23 protein-coding genes are annotated in these 23,921 nt (G+C 36.2%); 10 read left to right on the top strand and 13 right to left on the bottom strand.

Annotated elements, in window-relative coordinates:
* The first annotated feature begins 337 nt into the window (after positions 1–337).
* From EO244_RS02265 to EO244_RS02275, 3 genes are all read left to right on the top strand, one after another.
* The gene (locus EO244_RS02265) at positions 338–658 is read left to right on the top strand and encodes a hypothetical protein (protein ID WP_129252542.1); all 321 of its coding nucleotides are present in this window, start codon (positions 338–340) and stop codon (positions 656–658) included.
* 254 nt (positions 659–912) lie between these two features.
* Positions 913–1,584 carry an inorganic pyrophosphatase gene (locus tag EO244_RS02270; RefSeq protein ID WP_129252544.1) on the top strand — a complete coding sequence of 224 codons (672 nt, stop codon included), beginning with the start codon at positions 913–915 and terminating at the stop codon, positions 1,582–1,584.
* A 203-nt stretch (positions 1,585–1,787) separates the two neighbouring features.
* Positions 1,788–2,408: an SPOR domain-containing protein gene (locus tag EO244_RS02275; RefSeq protein ID WP_129252546.1), complete on the top strand. Its 621-nt coding sequence runs from the start codon at positions 1,788–1,790 to the stop codon at positions 2,406–2,408.
* Positions 2,409–2,476: 68 nt separating this feature from the next.
* Here the strand turns inward: EO244_RS02275 and EO244_RS02280 are convergent, their stop codons facing one another.
* The 7 genes from EO244_RS02280 to EO244_RS02310 form a co-directional block, all read right to left on the bottom strand.
* Positions 2,477–3,979 (bottom strand): cytochrome c3 family protein, encoded by a 1,503-nt coding sequence (locus EO244_RS02280; RefSeq protein WP_129252548.1) that lies wholly within the window; start codon positions 3,977–3,979, stop codon positions 2,477–2,479.
* 129 nt (positions 3,980–4,108) lie between these two features.
* Positions 4,109–4,723 (bottom strand): cytochrome b/b6 domain-containing protein, encoded by a 615-nt coding sequence (locus EO244_RS02285; protein ID WP_129252550.1) that lies wholly within the window; start codon positions 4,721–4,723, stop codon positions 4,109–4,111.
* 5 nt (positions 4,724–4,728) lie between these two features.
* Positions 4,729–5,649, bottom strand: a complete 921-nt coding sequence (locus EO244_RS02290) for a cytochrome c3 family protein (RefSeq protein WP_129252552.1) — start codon at positions 5,647–5,649, stop codon at positions 4,729–4,731.
* Between the two features lie 64 nt (positions 5,650–5,713).
* Entirely contained in the window at positions 5,714–6,133 is a 420-nt protein-coding gene (locus tag EO244_RS02295) for a c-type cytochrome (protein WP_129252554.1), read from the bottom strand.
* A gap of 18 nt (positions 6,134–6,151) precedes the next feature.
* The gene (locus tag EO244_RS02300) at positions 6,152–7,027 is read right to left on the bottom strand and encodes a DUF5777 family beta-barrel protein (protein ID WP_129252555.1); all 876 of its coding nucleotides are present in this window, start codon (positions 7,025–7,027) and stop codon (positions 6,152–6,154) included.
* A gap of 16 nt (positions 7,028–7,043) precedes the next feature.
* Positions 7,044–7,406, bottom strand: coding sequence for a hypothetical protein (locus EO244_RS02305; RefSeq protein ID WP_129252557.1), 363 nt, complete (start codon positions 7,404–7,406; stop codon positions 7,044–7,046).
* Between the two features lie 199 nt (positions 7,407–7,605).
* Positions 7,606–8,667, bottom strand: a complete 1,062-nt coding sequence (locus tag EO244_RS02310) for a hypothetical protein (protein ID WP_129252558.1) — start codon at positions 8,665–8,667, stop codon at positions 7,606–7,608.
* A 186-nt stretch (positions 8,668–8,853) separates the two neighbouring features.
* On the opposite strand from EO244_RS02310, the gene EO244_RS02315 reads away from it, so the two are divergent.
* Positions 8,854–9,549, top strand: a complete 696-nt coding sequence (locus EO244_RS02315; protein ID WP_129252560.1) for a Crp/Fnr family transcriptional regulator — start codon at positions 8,854–8,856, stop codon at positions 9,547–9,549.
* On the opposite strand, the gene EO244_RS02320 is transcribed toward EO244_RS02315, so the two are convergent.
* Complete coding sequence (locus tag EO244_RS02320; protein WP_129252561.1) at positions 9,539–10,453, bottom strand: DMT family transporter; 915 nt, start codon at positions 10,451–10,453, stop codon at positions 9,539–9,541. The genes EO244_RS02315 and EO244_RS02320 overlap by 11 nt on opposite strands.
* A 176-nt stretch (positions 10,454–10,629) precedes the next feature.
* Here EO244_RS02320 and EO244_RS02325 point away from each other — a divergent pair, with 176 nt between their 5' ends.
* Positions 10,630–10,902, top strand: coding sequence for a hypothetical protein (locus EO244_RS02325; protein ID WP_206734460.1), 273 nt, complete (start codon positions 10,630–10,632; stop codon positions 10,900–10,902).
* Positions 10,903–10,960: 58 nt separating this feature from the next.
* Here EO244_RS02325 and EO244_RS02330 read toward each other — a convergent pair whose 3' ends face one another.
* The 3 genes from EO244_RS02330 to lysS form a co-directional block, all read right to left on the bottom strand.
* Positions 10,961–12,301 (bottom strand): glucose-6-phosphate isomerase, encoded by a 1,341-nt coding sequence (locus tag EO244_RS02330; RefSeq protein ID WP_129252563.1) that lies wholly within the window; start codon positions 12,299–12,301, stop codon positions 10,961–10,963.
* A gap of 93 nt (positions 12,302–12,394) precedes the next feature.
* Positions 12,395–13,390 carry an NAD(P)H-dependent glycerol-3-phosphate dehydrogenase gene (locus tag EO244_RS02335; protein ID WP_129252565.1) on the bottom strand — a complete coding sequence of 332 codons (996 nt, stop codon included), beginning with the start codon at positions 13,388–13,390 and terminating at the stop codon, positions 12,395–12,397.
* 221 nt (positions 13,391–13,611) lie between these two features.
* Entirely contained in the window at positions 13,612–15,333 is a 1,722-nt protein-coding gene (gene lysS, locus EO244_RS02340; RefSeq protein WP_129252566.1) for a lysine--tRNA ligase, read from the bottom strand.
* A gap of 371 nt (positions 15,334–15,704) precedes the next feature.
* Between lysS and lipA the strand changes: the two genes are divergently transcribed.
* From lipA to recJ, 3 genes are read left to right on the top strand one after another with little or no spacing between them, the layout of a single operon-like run.
* Entirely contained in the window at positions 15,705–16,586 is an 882-nt protein-coding gene (lipA, locus tag EO244_RS02345) for a lipoyl synthase (RefSeq protein WP_262707909.1), read from the top strand.
* Positions 16,587–16,631: 45 nt separating this feature from the next.
* Complete coding sequence (gene lipB, locus EO244_RS02350; RefSeq protein WP_129252570.1) at positions 16,632–17,339, top strand: lipoyl(octanoyl) transferase LipB; 708 nt, start codon at positions 16,632–16,634, stop codon at positions 17,337–17,339.
* A 23-nt stretch (positions 17,340–17,362) separates the two neighbouring features.
* Positions 17,363–19,075: a single-stranded-DNA-specific exonuclease RecJ gene (gene recJ, locus EO244_RS02355; protein ID WP_129252572.1), complete on the top strand. Its 1,713-nt coding sequence runs from the start codon at positions 17,363–17,365 to the stop codon at positions 19,073–19,075.
* Between the two features lie 6 nt (positions 19,076–19,081).
* On the opposite strand, the gene EO244_RS02360 is transcribed toward recJ, so the two are convergent.
* Positions 19,082–19,684 (bottom strand): acyl carrier protein phosphodiesterase, encoded by a 603-nt coding sequence (locus EO244_RS02360; RefSeq protein WP_129252574.1) that lies wholly within the window; start codon positions 19,682–19,684, stop codon positions 19,082–19,084.
* Positions 19,685–19,954: 270 nt separating this feature from the next.
* Here EO244_RS02360 and EO244_RS02365 point away from each other — a divergent pair, with 270 nt between their 5' ends.
* Positions 19,955–21,310 carry a cyclic 2,3-diphosphoglycerate synthase gene (locus EO244_RS02365; RefSeq protein ID WP_129252576.1) on the top strand — a complete coding sequence of 452 codons (1,356 nt, stop codon included), beginning with the start codon at positions 19,955–19,957 and terminating at the stop codon, positions 21,308–21,310.
* A gap of 77 nt (positions 21,311–21,387) precedes the next feature.
* Here EO244_RS02365 and EO244_RS02370 read toward each other — a convergent pair whose 3' ends face one another.
* A complete protein-coding gene (locus EO244_RS02370; RefSeq protein WP_129252578.1) occupies positions 21,388–22,617 on the bottom strand; it encodes a uracil-xanthine permease family protein in 1,230 nt (409 codons plus the stop codon).
* Between the two features lie 312 nt (positions 22,618–22,929).
* On the opposite strand from EO244_RS02370, the gene EO244_RS02375 reads away from it, so the two are divergent.
* Entirely contained in the window at positions 22,930–23,859 is a 930-nt protein-coding gene (locus EO244_RS02375; protein WP_129252580.1) for a bifunctional riboflavin kinase/FAD synthetase, read from the top strand.
* The last annotated feature ends 62 nt before the right edge of the window (positions 23,860–23,921 follow it).

Here is a 23,921-nt window from a genome sequence, read left to right on the forward strand (position 1 = left end):
ACTTAACTCAACAGCATTCAATTTAAACTCTCTACTAAATTTTCGTCTTTCTTTTTCCATAATCTAAGATATAAATTATTAATATTCTATATCTTAACTCACTGTCCGTATAAATGTAGCAACTTCAGACTGAGGGTCTCACTACAAGTGAGGCTCTCAGTTTGTATTTGATGGGTTTGTCTCACCCCTTATTTAATTGTGGGCGCTTTCGTTTATAGATTGATGAGGTATTCCTACTTGCTAACTCAGATGTGGTAGGTATAGTAAATACTGCAATATTGTACATAAGATTTATAATCTGTACCTTTCAGATATTAATCACTTAAATAATATTTACATGAATAGTACAATTGACGAATTATTAAAAGAAGCTAAGAGTGATGGGGTTATCGGTATGGATAAGAGTGAGTCTATGGAAAGACACCATGCCTATAACCGTATGGTCGATTTAGGACTTATTAAAGAGGATAGCGATCCTTTCAAAAAGCATAAGTCTGCTCGCTTAACTGATCAGGGCTTCCATGCCGAAAAATCAGGATTTAAGAAATGGCAATCAAGAAAAGGTAGGCTAAATACAATCAAAGCAATCGTTGCTATTGCTGTGGGTGTTGCTACATTCCTAGCCATATTCTATGATAGGATATTTCCAACCACATAATAACACACCAACTAATCCATAGTTGGGTAAACCGACCATACTCCTGTAGAGTGTATTCTAGTACATATTATGTGGATCTTTGTTCACATTTAGCAGATTTTTTTTTATCCCGAAACGATTCCTTTTCAGTTATAATGGTCTGAAATGATATTAAAAAGCGAGAATTCAGGTTTTTTCCATTGTTTTCTTACTTTTGTTATACAAATTTTGCAAACAGGTAACTGTTTGGTATTGAAATTGAAAAATATAGACGAATGGGAAATAAATTAAATGATCCTATTGGCCGCTTGATGGGCTTACGTTATAAGTCGCATCCTTGGCACGGGATTGATGTTGGTGATGATGCACCGAATTCGATTATGGCATTTATCGAAATGGTGCCAACTGACACTGTAAAGTATGAAGTTGATAAGGTGAGTGGTTATTTAAAAATAGACCGTCCGCAAAAATATTCCAATGTAATACCTGCTCTATATGGTTTTTTACCTCAATCCTATTGTGGTAAGTTAGTCGGTGAATTTTGTAGTGAAAAATCGGGTAAAAAGGATGTTCAGGGTGATGGCGATCCACTGGATATTTGTGTATTGACTGAAAAGGCGATTACTCATGGCGATATTATTGCAGAGGTACGTCCGATAGGTGGGTTTCGTATGATTGATGGTAATGAGGCAGATGATAAGATTATCGCTGTTTTAAAGAATGATGCCACATACGGTAATTACAAAGATATTTCAGACTGTCCTGAGGTTATTATTACGCGTTTAAAGCATTATTTCTTAACCTATAAGGATATGCCAGGCTTGGATAGCGAAGCAGAAATTACACATGTGTATGGACTTGACGAGGCGAAAGAAGTGATTTTACATTCTTTGAATGATTATAAGGCACGATTTAAAAATCTGGAAGATATTTTAAAACACGTCTAATTTTAGTCAATAAAAACAACAAAATAAAAATAGAGCTTTTCGATCATTCGGAGAGCTCTTTTTTTATAATGCACAAAATAATTTATTACTTTTATGGTCTGTGATAGTGTGTTAGACGTTAATTTTTGACTATTAGTCAATTTGTAGGAGTGCGTCGAACTTAAGACTCGAATATATATTCTGTAACTATAATTTCTCGTGCCATGACCGATTCTGAAAAATCAGGTGTTCGAATAAATGCTTTAATGAATGAATTAGACAGACTTCAGTATGAAATCAGAAAAAAGAAGATGCTAATTCGTATGATTGTTAGTGTGACTGTGCTTGCTATTCTCATTCTTGTTGCGGCATTTAGTAATCGTTCGAAGTTTGATTCAAGAGATATGATTCAGGTAAATCGCGAGAATAACGAACTTGTGAAGGAAAGAGTTCATATTAATTCTCAACATAAATCCTTTCAGTTGGTTTTTGGAGATTTAAACCAATATCCTTTAGCCCGTTTTTTTAACGAAAAGGATGCCGTAGATTTTCAAGAAGAAATTAAGAAGCTACATTTGCCTGAAACTCATATTCATGTGGATACACTTTCAGGTAAAGAAAGAGTTTTGTCCGTGTCTTCAAACTATCGATACTATATTCAGTTTGGCATATTTAAGAAAAAATTGATTCCAGACTTGCCTGACAATATGGTTTATCTTCATCAAATAAATGAGACTAATTTGTACAAATACCGTTTGGGACCTTTTTCTAAAACAAAGCAGGCCGAAGAATTAATTAATAAGTTGAAATTGAAAGACTATTTGATTGTAGAGGTGTCAAATTAAGCTGATTAAAAAAAACTCTCATTCTATTTGGAATGAGAGTTTTATAAATGTCGTTTATTCGTTTGTTTTTAGTACAGCTGAGCGTGACATTCAGAACATAGCTGTGTTTTCCATTGTTCATCGATATTAATAGGATGCTTGAATTCTAAAGGAGTTTGAAGTGTTGACATTTCCATTTCTCCAGTCTTTCCCTGTGAGATAATATCATGGCAAAGATTACAATCTCTTGAAATTTTTTCACCTTCTGCCGTTACATGTTTGTCGTTGTGGCAACGGAAACAGCCATTGGTTTCCAAATGTCCCAGGTGGTTAGGATAGGCCTTCCAAGTAACTCCCATCTCAGGGAAAATATTAGATTTATAGCCATTTTGAATGGCAGTAATTGCCTTTTCAATTTTGGTTTTACAGGAATCTAATACTTCAGGGTACATCAATCCGTAATATTCCAATACTTGTGCTTTAATTGCGATCATGGCACTATCCGTGGTGGGATAATCCTGATTTAAGATATCCATTGACATGACTTTTGCGTCAGGCAACTCTTTTGATATCTCACCCGAAGAGATCAATTCATCGATAAAGTTCTGTGGGTTTTGGTAGTCGTGTGAAGGTCTGTTATGGCAATCCAAACAATCCATCGTACGGGTTTCAAGACTATCAATTTCTTTTTGACTAAGTTGATTTTCAGGTTCAATATACAGTTTAACTTTACCAGTTGTTAGGTTTGTGTATTTAACCCAAGGTAAGGTTTCCCGGTTTCTGGATGATGCGATATATTCTATTTTAACATCAGGGTTAATATGCCAATGAATTCCTTCTGAAATGCCTTTGGCACTTAAGTTGGCACTTGTCTTCATTTTCATGGAGATGTTATTCTCCGTTGTTGTTTCATCTGCCAGATAAGATTTCTTATTCTTTAATTTACTATCGTAGAACTTTTGTGGCCAATGGCATTGTTCACATGTTTCACGAGCTGGGCGTAAATTTTCAACCGGAGTGGGAATCGGTTTGGGGTATTTTTTTGCAATGACAGAATAAACCTGATATAAACCGGATAGTTTACTTCTAACATACCAGCTGGTACCTTCTCCCACGTGGCATTCTACACATTTCACTCGTTCGTGTGAAGATTGATGGTAGGCAGTGAACTCAGGGGCCATGACCTGGTGGCAAAGTTTTCCACAGAATTCAACTGATTCGGTATAATGAAAGGCATGATAACTTCCTACAGATGATATAATCATGATAAAAATAGTCCCGAAAATAAAGATCATGCTTGCATTTCGTGTTTTTTGGTCGTTAAAATCGACTTGAGGCCACTTTAACTGATCTTCAGGGAGGAGATGTTTTTTTAGCTTTCGGTTTGTTCTGATCATTCCTATTGGAATCAGAATTAACCCGCCAACAAAAAACATGGGGAGAATAATGTAGATAAATAGTCCTAAATAAGAACTACCTAAATTGTAAAAAAAGGAAAGAGCAAGTAAAAAACCAATAATGAAAAGATTCATTGCTGCTATTCCCGCTCCAAGGAGCGATAGCCAGTTTCTGGCTGAATTGGGGAGTTTCATAGGATAAAGATTTAAGTTAAACTCCCGATAGATATTATTGGGAGGTAATCGCCCTATAATCGTCTTTTGCAGTCAAACTGTTTCGGTATCGATTAAAATACCGAAACAATTAAACTGACTAGTATGCTATTAATGCCAACCTGTTAAAATACTTTTAAAATTACTTAATGGTTTTTTTCCAATTGTAGCAAAATACAAGTGGATAATAAGAAATATTGAAATTAGAAAACCTATAATCGCATGAAGTAATGCGGTTAAGAATATACCACTTAGCACATAGACTTCCTCAATTATTAATTCAGGTAATAAAAGGGCGATACCTGTAATAATAATAATGGGAACCATCAGATACATGACTACTACATAGGTGTATTTTTGGATTGGGTTAAATTTTCTTTTTTCTGAAATAGGATAGGGAGCTTCTTCGTTTTTAAACATTCCATAGGTGTAATAACGGATTTGTTTAAATAAACGTTTACGCAAGCCCTTTGGTTTAATTTTGTAATATTTACTGTTTGAGGTGACAATATTACCAATGAAAAATGCCAGATAACTGATTGATACAATTATACCTGCATAGTTATGAAGTGTTACAGCTAAATCGAATCGTATCAATTCAAATCCAGGTTTAGCGAATTGCATGTTTAATCCGGTATAGATTAAAACGAGAATTCCTAAAGCATTAAAAGCATGCCAAATACGCAACCAAACAGGGTATAAGTATATTTTTTCTTCTGTACTCATAAAATCTATTTTTTAATGATCCTGAAAAAACTATGAATGATAACTCCAGCAATTACTGCCATGAAAATAAGAATACTTAAAAGGTTTAAAATCTCATTTTGATAGGCTCCAATTACGTACGATTTGTTTGAAAGGATGACACCGAGTTTACCCTTCGTAGCTCTTGCCTGTATGTTTTTGTATTTGTATAAAGATGCATTTAAATGTGAATTTGCTGTATGGCAATTAACACATAGTTTAAGTGCTTCCTCTTTAGGTAAAATATTGTGTGATATCATCAGTGAATCTTTTACATGAGTATGACACTCGATGCAACGCACACTTTCGAAATGTAGTTTCTGGTTTGGCAGCCAATTATGTGTTTCAACTAGTTTGGGATTAACACTATCTGACATCAATTGATATCTTGGGGTGTTATCGTGGCAGGACATACACATATCGTTACTAAATTTAACGATGTCCTTAACATTTTCACTAGTTCGGGCTTTAGCCTGATAGTAATGTTGGCTGTGACATTTTGAGCAGGTGAATTGTTCCCCTAATGCTTTTGCGTGAGTACTTTTTTTGAATTCTTCTTCGATTAATTCAAATTTATAATCAGCAAAATTCTCGTCTCCACCATGGCAATCAACACATGTAGAAAGAGGTTCTAATTTCAATTCTCCTTTATGTGGATAAGTCTCGTAATCAGATGAGTGACAATCGGTACATGCAAAAGAACCGTGAACACCTGCTTTCATTCTTAAAGAATCTAAGATGAAATAAGGATTCATTAAGCGTTTTTCGTTACGCTCAGTCCAATCATTATATATCGTATGTGTTTGATTTGCATGGCAACGCAAGCAATCATTATCTGCTTTTAGATTCAGTGTAAAAGAAACTAAAAAGAAAACGAGTAAAGAGATCCTTTGTTGAGAAAAACGCATAGTTTAGATGTAAATTAAAATTCCTGAAATACGAAGACTTCAGGAATTTTTATGGGTTGATAATTTATTTCAAAGTTCTCAGATAGTTGATAAGTGCCCATCTGTCTTCCTCATCTAAGATTTTCTTCTCATAGTTAGGCATTTCGTCTCGACCAATAATTGACTGATAATATAAAACACCATCAGTTTGAGCTTGGAATTTTTCGCAGTTAAATGGAGGAATAGCCGTTTTCATACTTCTCGCTTTAGGACCATCACCTAAACCGTTACTACCATGGCAAGATTTACAATGTTTTGTATAAAGCATTTTACCAATTTTTAATGATGAAGCATCATCTTTAATGGTATTTTTCATTGTTTTATATTTTGCCGGAATTTCCCATGGGCCTCCCATTTTTTTATCTTGTGGTAAAGCGAAAGCCATAAATAGGGCTCCTGCTAATACTAAAGATAAACCTAAAAATATGTTCTTGAATTTTTTCATAATTTTAATATTTAGAGATTAAAAATTCCACAATCTTGTAATTGTAAAGCCAATCATAAAATTGTCCATATCAATTTTGCTGTGGTTGTTAACTATAATATCTTGTTGAATTAAACCACTCGAATTTCCCATATAAATTTGGAAGGCATGCGTACTGGTTGAAATTTCATAACCAAAAGATAGGTTTGGTTTAGGATTGTCATAATTTTCTGCAGAGTCCAGATAATCAAGGTCTAGTGGAGCATCGAAATTGAAAATAATCGATCCTTGTGGCGAAACTTTAAATCGACCATTGAAGTGTAAGGCAAATTTATCATGATAGTTTCCCATGTCAATTAAATTATAGTGAGAGAAACTAACACCGGTTTGCAAACTGATGGCATCTGAAAATTTTCGTCCAACAATAACTTGCGCGAAAGATGACAAGCGGTTTGAGGATTTAAAATCTTCGTGAAATTGATCCTTATCCCGACCATCAATGGCAATATTTCCATAAAGTGCAAGTGCAAGAGGTACTGTGTTATTTCTTGTTTGTTCAAGAATAGTCCATTTGGCATTAAAATCAGTTGTCATATTTCTTTTTGAAACGCCGATTCCTACCTGAACATTATTTGCAACTACATAGCTTAATCCAAGACGTATGTTTGCACCTGAGGCATATAATCCCCAAAGATCAGAATGACCATTTTCAACCGTTCCGAATTTGTGTTGAATGGCAAATTCCAATGTGTTTACCGGTTGTATAACAGTTGTTTGATTATCGATTAAATAACCGCTTTCAAAGGGTGATCTAACGGGCTTGTCAATAACTTTTTCAGTTTCAGTCTCCTGAGCCAGAACGCTTCCAAAAGCAAAAACAAGCAGGAATGATAATGTAAATATATTTTTTCTCATAATTGCATGTGTTTGATTAGTTATCCTTAGCTCCTTCAGTAATCCATGTTAATAAAGTAAGACGATCTTTCGAACCCATATTTTTGCCGTGTCCGTCAGTGGCTCTTTTGTAAATTTCGCTTTCTGCAGGATTATCTGTATTGATATAGTTTCCGTTTATCAGGTTATCATATGCTGAACCTGTTACCAAAATTGGATTTCTGCTATCGTGACATCCAATGCATGTTGTTTGAAAGATAGGTTCAACCTGCGTTGCAAAACTAATCGGATTATCAGGATCTGGTTCTGGAGTTGGTGTTTTTTCAACGACGTAATCGTATTCGCAGGCAACTAATCCAATCATGAAAAGGAAAGCTAGTACTTTAATATATCTTTTCATAAGATTATGATTTTATTAGGAATAATGAGATGATTACTTAATTGAGATATTTCTTTTTATAATATAGCAATAAGCTTGCCATTTCGGTCTCAATTAAATAATGTTTTTTGTGGATAGGAATATCCGGATTTATCGGTAAAGGAGTTGTTTAATATTAAAATCAAACAACTCCTCACAAAGATTTATTTTAGTTGTTGAACTATGGTAATTTATCAATTTCTGCTGCCATAGCTTCAATAGAGTTCTGCAATAAGGCTTTCACGTATTTAGGATTGTGAGCACCAAAACTGCGGTCTTCTTCTAAGCCAACCCAGTTAAAGAATGCCTGAGCTTGTTTCATAGGATAAGTTCCAACAACAGGGTGATAGCCATCTGTATCATTACCAGCAACAACGCCTAAAGTGATTAACTGATCTCTTAGTTCTTCAAGCTTAGCCATAACATCAGTTCTTACACCACCATAATTGAAGTCTGTAAGTTCAGCGTCGTGACAAGTGTTACATGCTAATAATGAAGGTTTCCATGAGTGACCACCTTCTCCCTCTTCTGAATCGAATGGTGCCATATGACAACCAACACATGAAGCTTGGTTAAGATGCTTTGACTCTCCTGCAGTTGGGTAGGCAACAGAACCAGCTATTTCAGCAAAACCCATACCTGCAACCACGTTTGCCTGAGCACCATGGTGAGGTCCATAATGTGAACTAGTGATTGCAAAAGTTTCTTCACCAGGATTAGTTGTATTAGGTTCAGCTCTTCTTGATTGGTGGCAGTTTGCACATAAATTAGAGTGTCCCTTTAAATCCATAGTGATTTCCGGATTGAATATTGGCTTAACAGGATCATCTAATCTTAAAGCATAATCAACTGCTTCCATAGTTTTGTGTAAGCCATGACAGGTTGCACATTCCCACGCAGTTGGGTTTGTGATATCACCTAGTACTTCACCATTATTTGCATACTGAACAAAGCCTTGGTGTGAGTGGCAACGAGCACATGAAGCACGTCCACCAGCATAGTCAACAGCATTTATACCACTGCTGTGCACTGACATGGAAAATTGTGCCTGAATATTTTCTCTGGTATCTCCAGCATGACATGACATACATGTGGCATTACCATCAGCACCATCAACACCATCTATTCCGTTGGTGCCATCGGTACCATTTAATCCTGCGGGACCTTGAGGCCCTTCACAAGCCGCAAATATAGCTCCTACCGATAGGAGAAGAAGCCAAATTCTAAATTGTTTTCGTTTCATAAGATTAGGGGATTAAAGAATTTATTCCATAAAACTACTGATTGTTAAAAATATAATCCCATCTTAGCGCATGACAGTAATCTATCACAATATTGATACTTGATTTGAAAATTTTCGATATTGATTATACTTTGCATTGATATTTATCACTATATTAGATTTTCGATTGTTAATAAATATACAAATATGTTTGGAAAAGGATTAGATGTTTGTTGTGGTTCTTGCCCTCATGCTTGGCCCAATTTTAAAAATTTGTCTTCTGACGAAATAAAGGAATTGAGTAAACATAGATTTCAATCTAATTTTTCTGCAGGTGAAACAATTTTCAAGGCAGGTTCTCCTACATCCAGTGCTGTTTTTCTTTCCAGTGGCATAGCAAAAGTATACTTGGAAGGTTTTGATGGGAAGAAAATTATTCTCAATTTGGCAAAACCCGGATATTTGTTGGCAGGTCCGGGTAATTATGTTGACTCGACACATCATTATAGTGTTGTGGCATTAACCGATGTTACGGCCTGTTTTATCGATATGAATCTGATTAAGTCTTACGTTAGAAAAAATCCGATGTTTGCAGAAGGATATTTGAAAGATATCAGTGGGAAATCCTTACGGATTTTTTATAAAATGATGAGCCTTGTTCAGAAAAAAATGCCCGGCCGAATGGCTGAGGGCTTATTATCCCTTGCCGATGAGGTATATGGTGCCGATGAATTCAATCCGATTCTATCGAGACAGGAATTGGGTGAATTGACTGGAATGGCCAAAGAGAATGTCGTTCGGATAATGAAAGAATTTTGTAATGAAGGTATTATCAGTACAAATGGTTCGACAATTACAATTAAGGATAAAGATAAGCTGAAGCTTATTTCGGCTAATGGTTAATTTTTAACTTCTTTTTCTTAATTGTTGCCCATGATATTACAAGAGTTCCTAATATCGTAGTTAAGCCACCTATAAACTGATTTTGTGTTGGTAGCATATTCATTACAAAAAAACTTCCAATTATAATAAAGAAACTTCGGTTTGATAACACAATGGTCAATTTTGAAGCTTCTATGTAGTTTAGTGATATATAGGTGAGTATGGTTCCCAGAAATGGTCCAAGCAATGAGCCTATTGATATGTATAAGATTGAAAGATTTGTGTATTGTGGTATTTCGAAAAGGTAAATATTATATAGCAAAAAGCCACCCAATAGTGCAAAATTCCGATACAAAGTAATTAGTGTGGATGGGAGTGTTCTTATTTCTGATCTGGCTAGAATCAAACTGATCCCATAAAATAGAGCAAATATAAAGGTTGCAATACTTTCAGGTTGTGTAAGGAGCTCGATTCGGAATCCGGTATCTGTATAGTTAATCAGAATAACGCCCAATATTGTTAGACTAATTCCTAAGAATTCAAGCAACGTAAATCGTTCTTTCAGAAAGATAATACTAATGATAATCACAAATACAGGGCTTGTGTTTGCCAAAAATGAAACGATGGTTGGGTTTGGTGTTAGCTGAATGGCTATAAAGAATGCTGAAGTGGCTATCAGTTCTGAAGCAGCAATAAAAAGCAGAGTTCGTTTTGCTGATGGCGATAAGTTTTTAAAGTGATGTCGTTTTTTATAATATAGGTTGTAAATGATATTCCATAATACGGCACAGGCAAACCACAAAATCCCAAAACTGGCCAAATTCACATCGCGCATTGCAAGCTTGCTGAAGATGTAAACATTCGAAAATGTAATGGTTGCTAAAAGTGCTATTAATAAGCCTTTTAATTGCTGAGCTAATTTCATAGGAAATGAATAATTTTCAGCGCAAATGTATCTAAGTTTTTGGTAATAAAATGATCCGTAGAATAAAATTATTTTCCCTTTTTTAATCGAGCATATTGGTGTTTTTGCTCGTGTTTTGTCACTAACCTAAGGCCGGAGTTTTTCAATTCTAATTACTATTACTATCTTGTACGCCTATGGAGACAAATTTAATATTTGCAATGATAGCAACTTATTTGGTGAATATGCCTTTTGGTTATATTCGTCAAGGCTTTAAGAAGTATTCAGTTAAATGGTTTGTTGCCATCCACTTACCTATTCCTTTTGTTATCCTGTTTCGTCATTTTTTTGAGGTGGGGTATGAAATTTACACCTATCCATTTATGTTGTTTGCTTTTTTTATGGGGCAATTCTCAGGAAAGAAAATTCGTATTTATAAACTGAAAAAGAACGATATCAAGATTCAATAAAATATAAAATGGCTACCCCTTTTGAGATAGCCATTCTTATTTTAACGCAAATTAAGATCTAAAGTCTTTCTTTGATTTTTTTTGTTTCTTCTTCAAAACCCGGTTTTTCCAATAAGGCAAACATATTGCTCTTATATGCTTCAACACCTGGTTGGTCGAATGGGTTTACATCAAGAATGTAACCGCTAACACCGCAGGCAATTTCGAAGAAATAAAGTAATTCACCAATATAGAATTCATTTAATTCAGGCAGTTCAATTCTCAAATTTGGAACACCTCCATCAACATGTGCCAATTGGGTTCCCAATTCTGCCATTTTATTGACTTCGTCAACTCTTTTCCCCGCAAGGAAATTAAGCTTGTCAAGATTATCCTTATCTTCAGGAATAACGACTTTATACTTTGTTTTAGCAACAGAAATAACAGTTTCGAAAATATTTCGCTGGCCTTCCTGAATGTATTGTCCCATTGAGTGTAAGTCACTGGTTAAGTCAACTGAAGCTGGAAAAATACCCTTGAGTTCTTTACCTTCACTTTCGCCATATAGTTGTTTCCACCATTCAGCTATATTGTGAAGTTTTGGATTGTAATTGGCAAGAATTTCAATTTCTTTTCCTTTAGCGTAAAGGGCATTACGAGTTGCTGCGTATAATAGGGCAGGATTCTCTTCAAAATTAGTTTCAGATGTGTATTTCTGCATCGATTTTGCACCTTCAACCAATTTTGTGATATCGTGACCTGCTACTGCAATTGGAAGTAAACCAACTGGAGTTAGAACAGAATAACGTCCACCAACATTGTCCGGAATGATAAAGGTTTTGTAACCTTCCTGATCAGCTAAAGTTCTTAAAGCACCTTTAGATTCATCAGTAATTGCTACGATTCTTTCTTTAGCTTCTTCTTTGCCAACGCCTTCTTCAAGCAATTCTTTTAATAAACGGAAGGCAAGAGCAGGTTCAGTAGTGGTGCCCGATTTTGAGATGACACAGATTCCGAACTCAATGTTCTCAAGAATCTCCATCAGTTCATATAAATAATCTTCGCTGATGTTTTGTCCGGCATATAATACCAATGGATTTTCGTTATCAGCCTGAAGCATGTCGAAATTGTTTGCTAAAGCATCATTTACGGCTTTTGCTCCCAGATATGAACCGCCAATACCAATCACAACTAGCACTTCAACGCGCTCTTTTAAATTGTTGGCAGTTTCCTGAATATCTTTTAATTCTTCTGCTGTAATTTGAGATGGAAGTTCTACCCATCCCGTATAATCATTGCCTTTACCTGTTCCCTCGTGAAGGGCAGTTAAATGCTTTTTACTTTCTTCTTTAAATTTGAAGATTTCCTCTCTGCTTACAAAGCTCAAGGTTTTATCGACACTTAATTTAATGTGTTCCATATTCTTGAAATTAAGTTTCACCCGGTTTTTGTTTCATCCCCCTCAAAATTCCACAAAGACGAGCAGATTTATAATAATTGATTTGATGTTAATTTATCTTAGCTCTTCAGTTAAAAGTGTAATTTCTATAGCCGGAGATATACGATCGTAAAGAATGTTGTAAACAGCTGTTGTAATAGGCATATGAACCTTATACTTTTCGTTAATCTCCTTGATACATTTTACAGCATAATAACCTTCGGCAATCATATGCATTTCCAGTTGTGCTGTTTTTACTGAATAGCCTTTCCCAATCATAGTACCAAAAGTTCTGTTGCGACTAAATTGTGAATAACAAGTTACTAAAAGATCGCCTAAGTAAGCAGAACTTTTAATATCCCGGTCAATAGGATGAACGGTATCAACAAAACGTTTGATTTCCTGAATGGCATTCGAAATTAAAACAGACTGGAAATTGTCGCCATAGCGTAAGCCATGGCAGATACCTGCAGCAATGGCAAAAACGTTTTTAAGAACAGCGGCATATTCAGTTCCATATATATCATCCGAAGTTGTTGTCATGATATAAGGACACTCCAGTTTCTCGGCAAGAAAGTTGGCTTTATCAGCATCTTGACAAGAAATAGTCAAGTATGATAAGCGTTCCATTGCGACTTCCTCAGCATGACATGGTCCTGAGATAACGCCAATGTTATCAGTAGGAACCTGATAAATATTATGGAAAAAATCGCCAATAATCATATTCTCATCAGGAACAATTCCTTTAATGGCCGAAACGATAAATTTATCATTAAGTTTAACCGTTAATTTTGATAAGGCATTTTTTAAAAAAGCCGATGGGATGGCAAATATAATAAGGTCAGAATCTTCAACAATTTGATTGATGTCGTTATAAAATCGAATTTTATCGATATCAAAATCAACATCAGTTAGGTAGCGCGGGTTGTGTCCTAACTTTTTGAATTGAGAACTTGTGTCTACATTTCTCATATACCAATTGAGTTCTACTTCATTCTCCCGAAGGATTTTTGCGATGGCAGTAGCCCAACTTCCTCCACCAATAATGGCTATTCTAGAAAATTCGTTCATTTGATAGGTTTTGGTTCTCAATTGTAACTTCCTGATGAGGCGTGTTCCTCTTTCAAGTTGTTTTTCAAGATCCGGGTAACAGATAAGATCCAACTTAAAATTGAATCAGCTTGAAACATGTAATCGTTCTGAAATTTATGAACGATTTTTTATACTTGGATAAAAGCAGTGGAGCCTGAAATTATTCAAGCTCCCTGGTTTTATCATATGTGAATGGTAAATTAAGCTAACCAGGCAGTAACTTCTTCCTGGCTAGGATTTGTCAATCCCATTTTATTTTTCTTGTTGATACCACAAATTTCCTGATGGAATTTTGTAGGTTTCACATCCTTTAGTGAAGCAATGGTTTGGTAACCCGCTTTACGGATAATCTCAACCCATTCTTTTGAAATACCTAAGGCCATGAATTTTTCATCACCATCAAAAGCAGCTTTCTTCTCCGGACGCATCTGCGGGAAGAATAAGACATCCTGAATAGATTGTGAATTGGTCATCAACATGGTTAAACGGTCGATACCAATTCCCATACCCGATGTAGGAGGCATACCATATTCAAGAGCACGAACAAAGTCCATATCGATAAACATAGCTTCGTCATCACCTTTAGCTCCAAGTTGTAATTGTTCCTGAAAACGCTCTAACTGATCGATAGGATCGTTTAGCTCAGAATAAGCATTACAAACTTCCTTACCGTTTACCATCAATTCAAAACGCTCAGTTAACTCCGGATTTTCACGGTGTTTTTTACACAATGGCGACATTTCAACCGGGTAGTCAGTGATGAAAGTTGGTTGAATGTAGTTGCCTTCACATTTTTCGCCAAAAATCTCATCGATTAACTTTCCTTTACCAAAACTCTCGTCTACCTCAATGCCAATTTCAGAACAGAAAGCACGAAGTTCTTCTTCTGTTTTTCCTGTAATATCGAAACCGGTAAACTCTTTGATCGAGTCAGTCATCGAAATGCGTTTGAAAGGACGTTTGAAGTCGATTTCTTTATCTCCAAGAGCCACTTTTGTTTTTCCATGAAGATCAAGAGCCACTTTTTCAATCATCTCTTCAGTAAAATCCATCATCCAATTGTAGTCTTTGTAGGCTACATAGATTTCCATTACTGTAAATTCAGGATTATGTGTACGGTCCATTCCTTCGTTACGGAAGTCTTTAGCAAACTCGTAAACACCATCGAATCCGCCTACGATCAAACGCTTTAGATAAAGTTCGTTGGCAATACGCATGTACAACGGAATATCCAATGCATTGTGGTGGGTTTCGAACGGACGAGCTGATGCTCCACCTGGAATGGCTTGTAATATTGGGGTTTCAACTTCAAGATAACCTTTGCTATTGAATAGCTCACGCATTGAGTTGATAATTTTAGTACGCTTGATGAATGTGTCTTTGACCATAGGATTCACAACCAAATCAACGTAACGCTGACGGTAACGTAACTCAGGATCAGTAAACGCATCGTATACTTTTCCATCCTTTTCCTTCACAATAGGAAGTGGACGTATAGATTTTGAAAGAAGTGTTAATTCTGATGTGTGAACAGAGGTTTCGCCCACCTTAGTTTTGAATACATATCCCTTAATTCCTACAAAGTCACCGATGTCCAAAAGTTTTTTGAATACAGTGTTGTAAAGAGTTTTGTCTTCATCCGGGCAAATGTCATCACGGTTGATATAAACCTGAATTCGACCATTTGCATCTTGAAGTTCAATAAAAGAAGCCTTACCCATAATTCGGCGGCTCATGATTCTACCTGCAAGGACTACTTCCTGATAATTATTCTCTTCAGGATCGAAATTCGCAAGAATTTCGTCGCTATACACGTTTACCTTGTACTCGGCAGCAGGGAATGGATCAATTCCTAAAGCTTGAAGTTCTTTTAAGGAATTTCTTCTAATGACTTCTTGCTCACTAAGTTCTAACGTATTCATCTCTAATCTAATAATATTAATTTGGATGCAAAGATATAATAATATGTGCAAACTATTAAAAGGAACTGCTTTAGTTGAGAGGAAATCAGCGATTTATTTCTTATAATTGCCAAAAATTACACAGTATTTAGAATCTTTAAAAATAAAGCTTTTATTTCTTGAAAGACAATTGATTATTTTTTTGAATATGAGTTATTCTTTAGTACCAAAAATATAAATTTGCAGACAATCTATAATTCAGACTAAGTTGTTGGGATTGAGTTTTGAAACTGTGGCGTATTAGGTGTTAAAAGAAATCTTTTTTTTGAGAAAAATAAAAATGTTTGATTTTAACAGATTAATACTTCGTTCCGAGAGGAAATGAAAAAAATATTGAAAAAATGATGAAGAGAAAACCGGATTGGTTGAAAATACAATTGCCCAAAGGCGATGATTATTCATATGTAAATGGAATTGTTCGTGATCATGGTTTGCATACGATTTGTTCAAGCGGAAAATGTCCCAATGTTGGAGAGTGTTGGGGAAATGGTACGGCAACTTTTATGATCTTGGGAAACATTTGTACCAGAGCTTGTAAATTTTGTAATGTTAAAACGGGTAAACCCCTTGAGGCGGACTGGAAAGAGCCACGTCGTTTAGCAAAGTCAATTAAGTTGATGAAATTGAAGCATGCTGTTATCACTTCAGTTGATCGTGATGATCTTGAAGATGGTGGATCCGGGATTTGGGCTGAAACAATTAAAGAAATCAGAAAAGATAATCCAACGACAACGCTTGAGGTTTTAATTCCTGATTTTAATGGCAAGGAAGAGGATATTCAGAGGGTTATAGATGAAAAACCTGAGGTGATTTCTCATAATTTGGAGACCGTACGACGATTGACCCCTGAGGTGCGTAGCCGAGCTAAATACGATCTAAGTTTAAAGGTTTTGAAGCAGATTGCCGATGCGGGTATTGTTGCCAAGTCGGGTATTATGCTTGGTTTAGGAGAAACCGAAGAAGAGATCTATCAGGTTATGGACGATTTGCTGGCAGTTGGTGTTAAGGTGATGACTATAGGACAATATTTACAACCAACGCGTCAGCATTTGACAGTAGAAGAATATGTAACACCTGAGACTTTTAAAAAGTATGAAACTGTTGGTTTGGAAAAAGGATTTACCTTTTGCGAAAGTACTCCTTTGGTTCGTTCTTCATACCATGCAGAACGCCATGTAAAGGCCCTTGATCTTAAAGATTTGGCTAAAAAATAAAATTTCCGAAATCAATAGATTTAAACAATAAATACAATTTTTCTGATGAGTAAAGCAACCGTATTTCGCGATCTGTCTTCTATCGATTATAAAGAAGCCTGGGATTATCAGGAGGCCTTGTTTGATGAGGTTTTACAATCGAAACAAGCCAATGCTGATTTGCCAGCTGAAGAAAAAAAACTGAGTAATAACTACCTGTTGTTTTGTGAACATCCTCATGTTTACACTTTGGGAAAGAGTGGGAATGAGCAAAATATGCTGCTGAATATGATTCAGTTGCAGGCGAAGGATGCTACTTTTCATAAAATTAACAGAGGGGGTGATATCACTTATCACGGACCAGGTCAAATCGTTGGTTATCCAATTCTGAATTTGGAAACTTACGATATGGGAATCAAGAGTTATATCGATAATCTGGAACAAGCTATTATTAATTGTATTGCCGATTATGGTCTTGAAGGTCATCGACTTGAAGGAGCGACAGGAGTTTGGCTGGATATTGATAAACCTACCGTTAGAAAGATTTGTGCCATAGGGGTTCGGGTTAGCCGATGGGTAAGTATGCACGGTTTTGCCTTTAATGTGAATACGGATTTGGACTATTTTGGCTATATAAATCCTTGCGGTTTTCAGGATAAAGGTGTCACATCTCTAAAAAAGGAATTGGGTAAAGAGCTTGATATCGAGGAAGTAAAACATAATTTAAAAAATCATATTGCTATCTTGTTTGATATGACGTTTAAAAATGACTAATTTCCCGATCTAAAGATCAAATTATGGAAAAAAGATGGGTAATCAATGAGCCGGGAGATGAGGAAACGATCGAGTCGCTCTCTCAGGCACTGGGGGTCGATCAAGTTGTAGCCAACCTGCTTGTGCAGCGAGGAGTTAAAACTTTTGATCAGGCAAAGGCATTCTTTCGCCCCAGTCTTGATGATTTGCATGATCCATTTTTAATGAAAGATATGGATAAGGCTGTGAATAGATTAGTCACAGCCTTAAACAATCAGGAGCGCATCCTAATTTATGGCGATTACGATGTTGATGGTACCACTTCGGTGGCTTTGGTTTATACCTTCCTGAAAAAACATTTCGATTATATCGATTATTATATTCCCGATCGCTATTCCGAAGGATATGGCATTTCTCTAAAAGGTATTGATTTTGCCGCCGAGAGTAATGTGAGTTTGGTTGTAGCCCTTGATTGTGGAATTAAAGCCATGGCGAAGATTGCTTACGCAAAAGAAAAGGGTATCGATTTTATTATCTGTGATCATCATACTCCGGATGAAGTTTTACCACAAGCGGTAGCTGTCTTAGATCCCAAGCGTGAAGATTGCCAATACCCCTGTGATTGCTTGTCAGGATGTGGGGTTGGGTTTAAATTGATGCAAGGCATTAGCCAGCAATTAAATTGGCCCTTTGATGATTTAATCCCATTATTAGATCTTGTTGCTGTAAGTGTGGCATCTGATATTGTCCCAATTGTTGGAGAAAACCGGGTGTTAGCTCATTTTGGTTTGATTCAATTGAATAATCATCCTCGTCTGGGACTTAAAACCATTATGGACTTAGCAGGCGTGGATAAAGATTTATCGGTAAATGATATTGTCTTTAAAGTGGGACCAAGAATTAATGCAGCAGGTCGTATTCAATCCGGCCGACATGCCGTTCAGCTTTTAATTGTTGAAGAAGAAGATGCGGCTGTTTTAATTGGTGATACCATAAATACCATGAATGAGGATCGTAAAGAACTTGACCACAATATAACGGATGAGGCTCTTGAACGATTGAATAAAGCAGAAAAGACCCAATCGAAGAAAAGCACCGTTCTTTTCGACAGAAATTGGCACAAAGGCGTAATTGGGATTGTCGCTTCCCGAATGATTGAAACCTATTACCGGCCGACAGTCATTCTTACCGAATCGAATGGTATGGCAACTGGGTCAGCACGTTCGGTTGACGGTTTTGATTTGTATCAGGCTATATCGGCTTGCAGCGATCTTTTGGAGAATTTTGGAGGACATAAATATGCAGCCGGGTTGACGATGAAATTGTCTAATGTTCCTGCTTTTAAGGAACGGTTTGAGGCTTATGTACAGAATAATATTTCAGAAGATATGTTGATTCCTCAGATTAAAATTGATGCCAAGATCAAATTGTCTGATATCACCCCTAAGTTTTTTAGATTGTTAAAGCAGTTTGAACCCTACGGCCCTAAAAACATGACCCCTATTTTTATTAGCGAAGAAGTTGTTGATTATGGCTATTCGCGACAGGTAGGTAAAAATAAGGAGCATCTCAAACTTTCTGTTGTTGATGATATTCGCGATGGAAATGTGATGAGTGGTATTGCATTTTCAATGGGGAAGATGTATCCCAAAATTGCAAAAGGAGCACCTTTTAATATCTGTTACTCTTTGCAGGAGAATGAATATATGGGTAAAGTTGAGACCCAAATGATGATTCGTGATTTGAAAATATCTTAATTTTTTTTATTCAACGCGATATTTTAATTCAATACCTTTTTCATTTACGACATAAGCAATTAGTTCTCTCATAAAAGAGTGGAACTCACTTTCCAGTGCAGTGTAATTTTCCAGTAGAATTTCGATGGCAAAATCAGTTTTGTCTGGGAGACTGGTATGACGTACCATAATGTTTAGAGCCTTTCTAAGACCTTCGATTTCGGCATAAGTTTCCAGCCTTCTACTTTGGATAAGAAAGGGCAGAAACAGCTTTACTTGCTTTGGAAGCTCCAAGTAGTTTTTAACTAAAACTTCATGGCATCGGGAAACAAAACGGGGTAAGGGTTGTTTGTGATACATATCCCAATTTTTCGCTAAAAAATGATCATAGATTAAATCTGTGATGACCGCAGAATATTTTTGGTAAGCCCCTTTGAAATATTGCCCGCTTTGGCTAACCAAAGGGTGGGTATCTGTGTAGGAATCAATAGAACGATGAAGCAGGATACCTTTCTGAATACCATCTTTATAATTCTCGAACTTTCTGCCTTTTATATAATCAGCCATAAAATTACCAACCATTATTTTTTCGGATTCACCGGAAAGATAGAGATGTGCCAGAAAATTCATATTTGTGTTTTTTCAGTGAAGTTAAACTTTCAGTTTGAACTTAGGATTTTCCTTTCAATCTTATTATCAAAAAAAAATGGAGATATAAAATATTGAATTAAAATGAGAAAGTCAAGTTTTTCACTACTGTTAAGCAACAGTCTCTGAGTTAGGATTTTAAATTTCGTTTATTTCATTTTAAAGTATAAATTTATAGGGATTGGAACATATTGTTCTGGTTATCGTTAGATAAATAAATGAATATTAACTTTTAAAACATGGAGGTTTAACATGGCAATTAAAAAGGTAATCATCATTGGTGCAGCTGGTCGTGACTTTCACAACTTTAACACCTATTTCAGAAACAATCAGGATTATAAAGTAATCGCTTTTACAGCGGCTCAAATTCCCGATATCGATGGACGTAAGTACCCTGCTGAATTGGCCGGGAGTTTATATCCAGAGGGAATTCCTATTTATGCTGAGCAGGAATTGCCTCAATTGATTAAGAAATATGAAATTGACGATTGTGTATTCTCTTATTCTGATGTATCATATCAGAAAGTGATGAATATGAGTGCTATTGTTAATGCTGCAGGAGCTAATTTTAAGCTCTTAGGTCCTTCAGATACCATGATAAGAAGTCGTAAACCCGTTATTGCTGTTGTTGCCAGTCGAACTGGTTGTGGAAAATCACAAACATCGCGTAAGGTGATTGAAGAGTTAATGGCAAAAGGTTTGAGAGTGATTGCAATTCGACATCCTATGCCTTATGGTAATTTGGTTGCACAGAAAGTACAGCGCTTTGCTAGTGTAGAAGATTTAAAACTTCACAATTGTACCATTGAAGAAATGGAAGAGTATGAACCTCATGTTAGCAGAGGCAATATCATTTATGCAGGTGTTGATTATGAAGCTATTGTTCGTGCAGCAGAAAATGATCCTTCAGGTTGTGATGTGATTCTTTGGGATGGTGGAAATAATGATTTCTCTTTCTATAAGCCAGATCTAACCATTACTGTGGTCGATCCGCATCGACCGGGAGCTGAGTTAACTTATTATCCAGGTGAGGTGAATTTACGATTGGCTGATGTTGTTGTTATCAACAAGATGGATTCGGCATCTCCTGAGGGTATCCAAACGGTACGTGAAAGTATTGCTAAGGTTAATCCAACTGCTATTGTTGTGGATGGTGCTTCGCCAATTTTGGTGGATAAGCCAGAAATTATAAAGGGTAAGAGAGTACTCATCGTTGAGGATGGACCAACTTTAACCCATGGTGAAATGAAAATTGGTGCAGGTACTGTTGCGGCTCGTAAGTTTGGTGCTGCAGAGGAAATTGATGCTCGTCCTTATTTGGTTGGAAAGCTTAAGGAAACTTATGAAATTTATCCAAATATTGGTAATATTTTACCAGCTATGGGCTATTCTGATCAGCAACTTAAAGATTTGGAAGCAACAATTAATCGTTGCGATTGCGATTCAGTTATTATCGGAACGCCTATTGATTTGAACCGAATTATTAAGATTGATAAGCCAACGACTCGTGTTTATTACGATTTGGAGGAGATAGGTTATCCAAAGTTGTCTCACATTATTAAGCAGTTTGTGAAGCAACAGGAGCTTAGAGGTGAAGCCGTCAATTAAGTTGATGTTTTAGAAAATCGAAAGGGAGTGCACAAGCACTCCCTTTCTTTGTATAATCAGTTTAGTCTGGTCAAAGATTACTCGACATGACTTCCTTTAATTGCTTTTGATTTATCAGGTAAGATTAGGTTGAGAATTACACCTACAACAGAGGCTAACCCGATACCAGCTAATGAGAAAGTACCATATGAAATTTGAGCGCCACCAATACCAACTGTTAAAACAATAGATATTATAACTTGATTTCTGGTTTTGCCAAAGTCTGCCTTAGCTTCTATAAGTGTTTTGATACCAATACTGGCAATCATACCAAAAAGAAGTAACATGATTCCACCTAGTACAGCCTGAGGAATTGTTTTTAAAAAGGCACTAACTTTTCCAATCACTGAAAAACAGATTGCTGTAATTGCTGAAATTCTCAAAATAACGGGGTTCGTTATCTTAGTAAGAGCAATCGCTCCTGTGACTTCTGAATAAGTTGTATTTGGCGGTCCCCCAAAGAAACCGGCGAAAGCAGTTGCGATACCATCACCTAAAATTGTACGGTGAAGTCCCGGATTTTTTACAAATTCCTTATTGGCAACGCCACCAATGGCGTACATATCACCAACGTGTTCAATTACCGGAGCAACGGCTACGGGTAACATGTATAGAATAGCTCCCCAGCTAAACTCAGGTCTTACAAATTCAGGTAAGGCAATCCAATCTGCCTCGGCAATTGGAGTGAAATCTACGGCACCCAATGCAACAGAAAGTATGTAGCCCACAATAATTCCACAGAAAATAGGAATCAATTTTATAATTCCTTTTGCATAAACGACAATTGTAATTGCAGTAAGTAAGACAACAGATGCGATTAACCAGTTAGTCTTAGCCATATTCACAGCGACAGGAGCAAGTGATAAACCAATAATCATGATAACTGGCCCAACAACAACAGCCGGGAATATTTTTTCGATGACGCGAAGTCCCCAGACTTTGATAATTCCTGAAACAACCCCATAAACAACACCAACAGCTATAAGTCCTGATAAAGTTCCTGGAAGTCCGTAGAGCTCGGTTGCAGCTACGATTGGAGCAATAAAGGCAAAACTACTGCCTAAAAAAACAGGAACCATACCCTTTGTTATCAAATGAAAGATAAGGGTGCCGACTCCTGCTGTGAATAGTGCGACTGCCGGATCGATACCGACAAGTAGGGGAACGAGAACTGTTGCGCCAAAAGCAACGAATAAGAATTGTACCCCTAATACAATTTTTTTTGTGGGACTATGGTAGTCCACATCTGAATTTCCTGATGAGATCATAAAATGGTTTTGATTGTAATAAAAACTTGGCAAAGATAGTAAGTAAGGAAGGAATCCCAAATATTAATTGCATCCTGATTAAAGTTTTATTGTGCAATGGTTTGCACCTGAGATTCTTGTTACATGAAGAGTTGTACAATCTCAATTTTAGATTGGCATTTATTTGTATTCATGATAGCTTGTTTTCTCTATTTGGGATTGAGTACGCTTACTTCTATAAATTTTTCTACTTTTGTTATTCAAAATTCCTTGACTGATGCAGTCTAAATTTGCTTCCAAATATTATATGGGGCATAAATTTGTAATTAACTGATGAAGGTTCATACTGACTTAAATAATTTCTCAGCTAAAAATCCGGTTGTCACCATTGGAACTTTCGATGGGGTTCATCTTGGTCATAAGAAGGTGATCAAACGTCTTCAGGAATTAGCCAAAGCGGTTAATGGGGAAACTGTTATTTTCACATTTTATCCACATCCTCGTTTGGTTTTGGATACGCATCAGGCTGAGTTGCGATTGATAAATACACTTGAAGAGAAAAAGATTTTATTGGAGGCTACAGGAATTGATCATTTGGTTATTTATCCATTTACGAAAGAATTTTCTAAGCTTTCATATACTGATTTTGTAGAGAAAATTTTGGTTGGGAAAATAGGGATGAGGTCTCTTGTTGTTGGGTACGACCATAAATTTGGACATAAACGAAAAGGCACATATGAAGATCTTAAAATGTATGCTGATAAGCTGAATTTTAATATTGAACAATTGGAAGTTCTGAATGTGGATGCTATAGATATTAGTTCGACAAAAATCAGACAAGCTTTAAGTCAGGGGGATATTGAAACGACCAATAAGTATTTGGGACATCGTTACTTTATAAAAGGAATTGTGGTCGGCGGAAAAAAAATTGGTCATGAAATCGGTTTTCCAACGGCTAATATCGATCCGCAAGAGAGCTATAAGTTGGTTCCCAAAGATGGTGTTTATGCTGTAAAGGTAGAGGTTGATGAGGTGATGTATACCGGGATGTTGAATATTGGTTTCCGTCCTACAGTCAATCATCAAATGGATAACCGATCAATTGAAGTGAATATCTTTGATTTTGATGAGAACATTTATTACAAGAATATCAGCATCTATTTTTATAAGCGGATTAGAGATGAGCAAATGTTTAAAGGGATTGATGCTTTAAAAGAACAACTAGAGAAAGATAAAGAAACTGTTTTGGACTTATTTAAATAGAAACCGTTTCAAGTTGATAATATAAAAGCCGCTGGATGATTTAATCCAGCGGCTTTCGTTTT

The organism is Ancylomarina salipaludis (genome assembly GCF_004122035.1).
Taxonomy (GTDB): domain Bacteria; phylum Bacteroidota; class Bacteroidia; order Bacteroidales; family Marinifilaceae; genus Ancylomarina; species Ancylomarina salipaludis.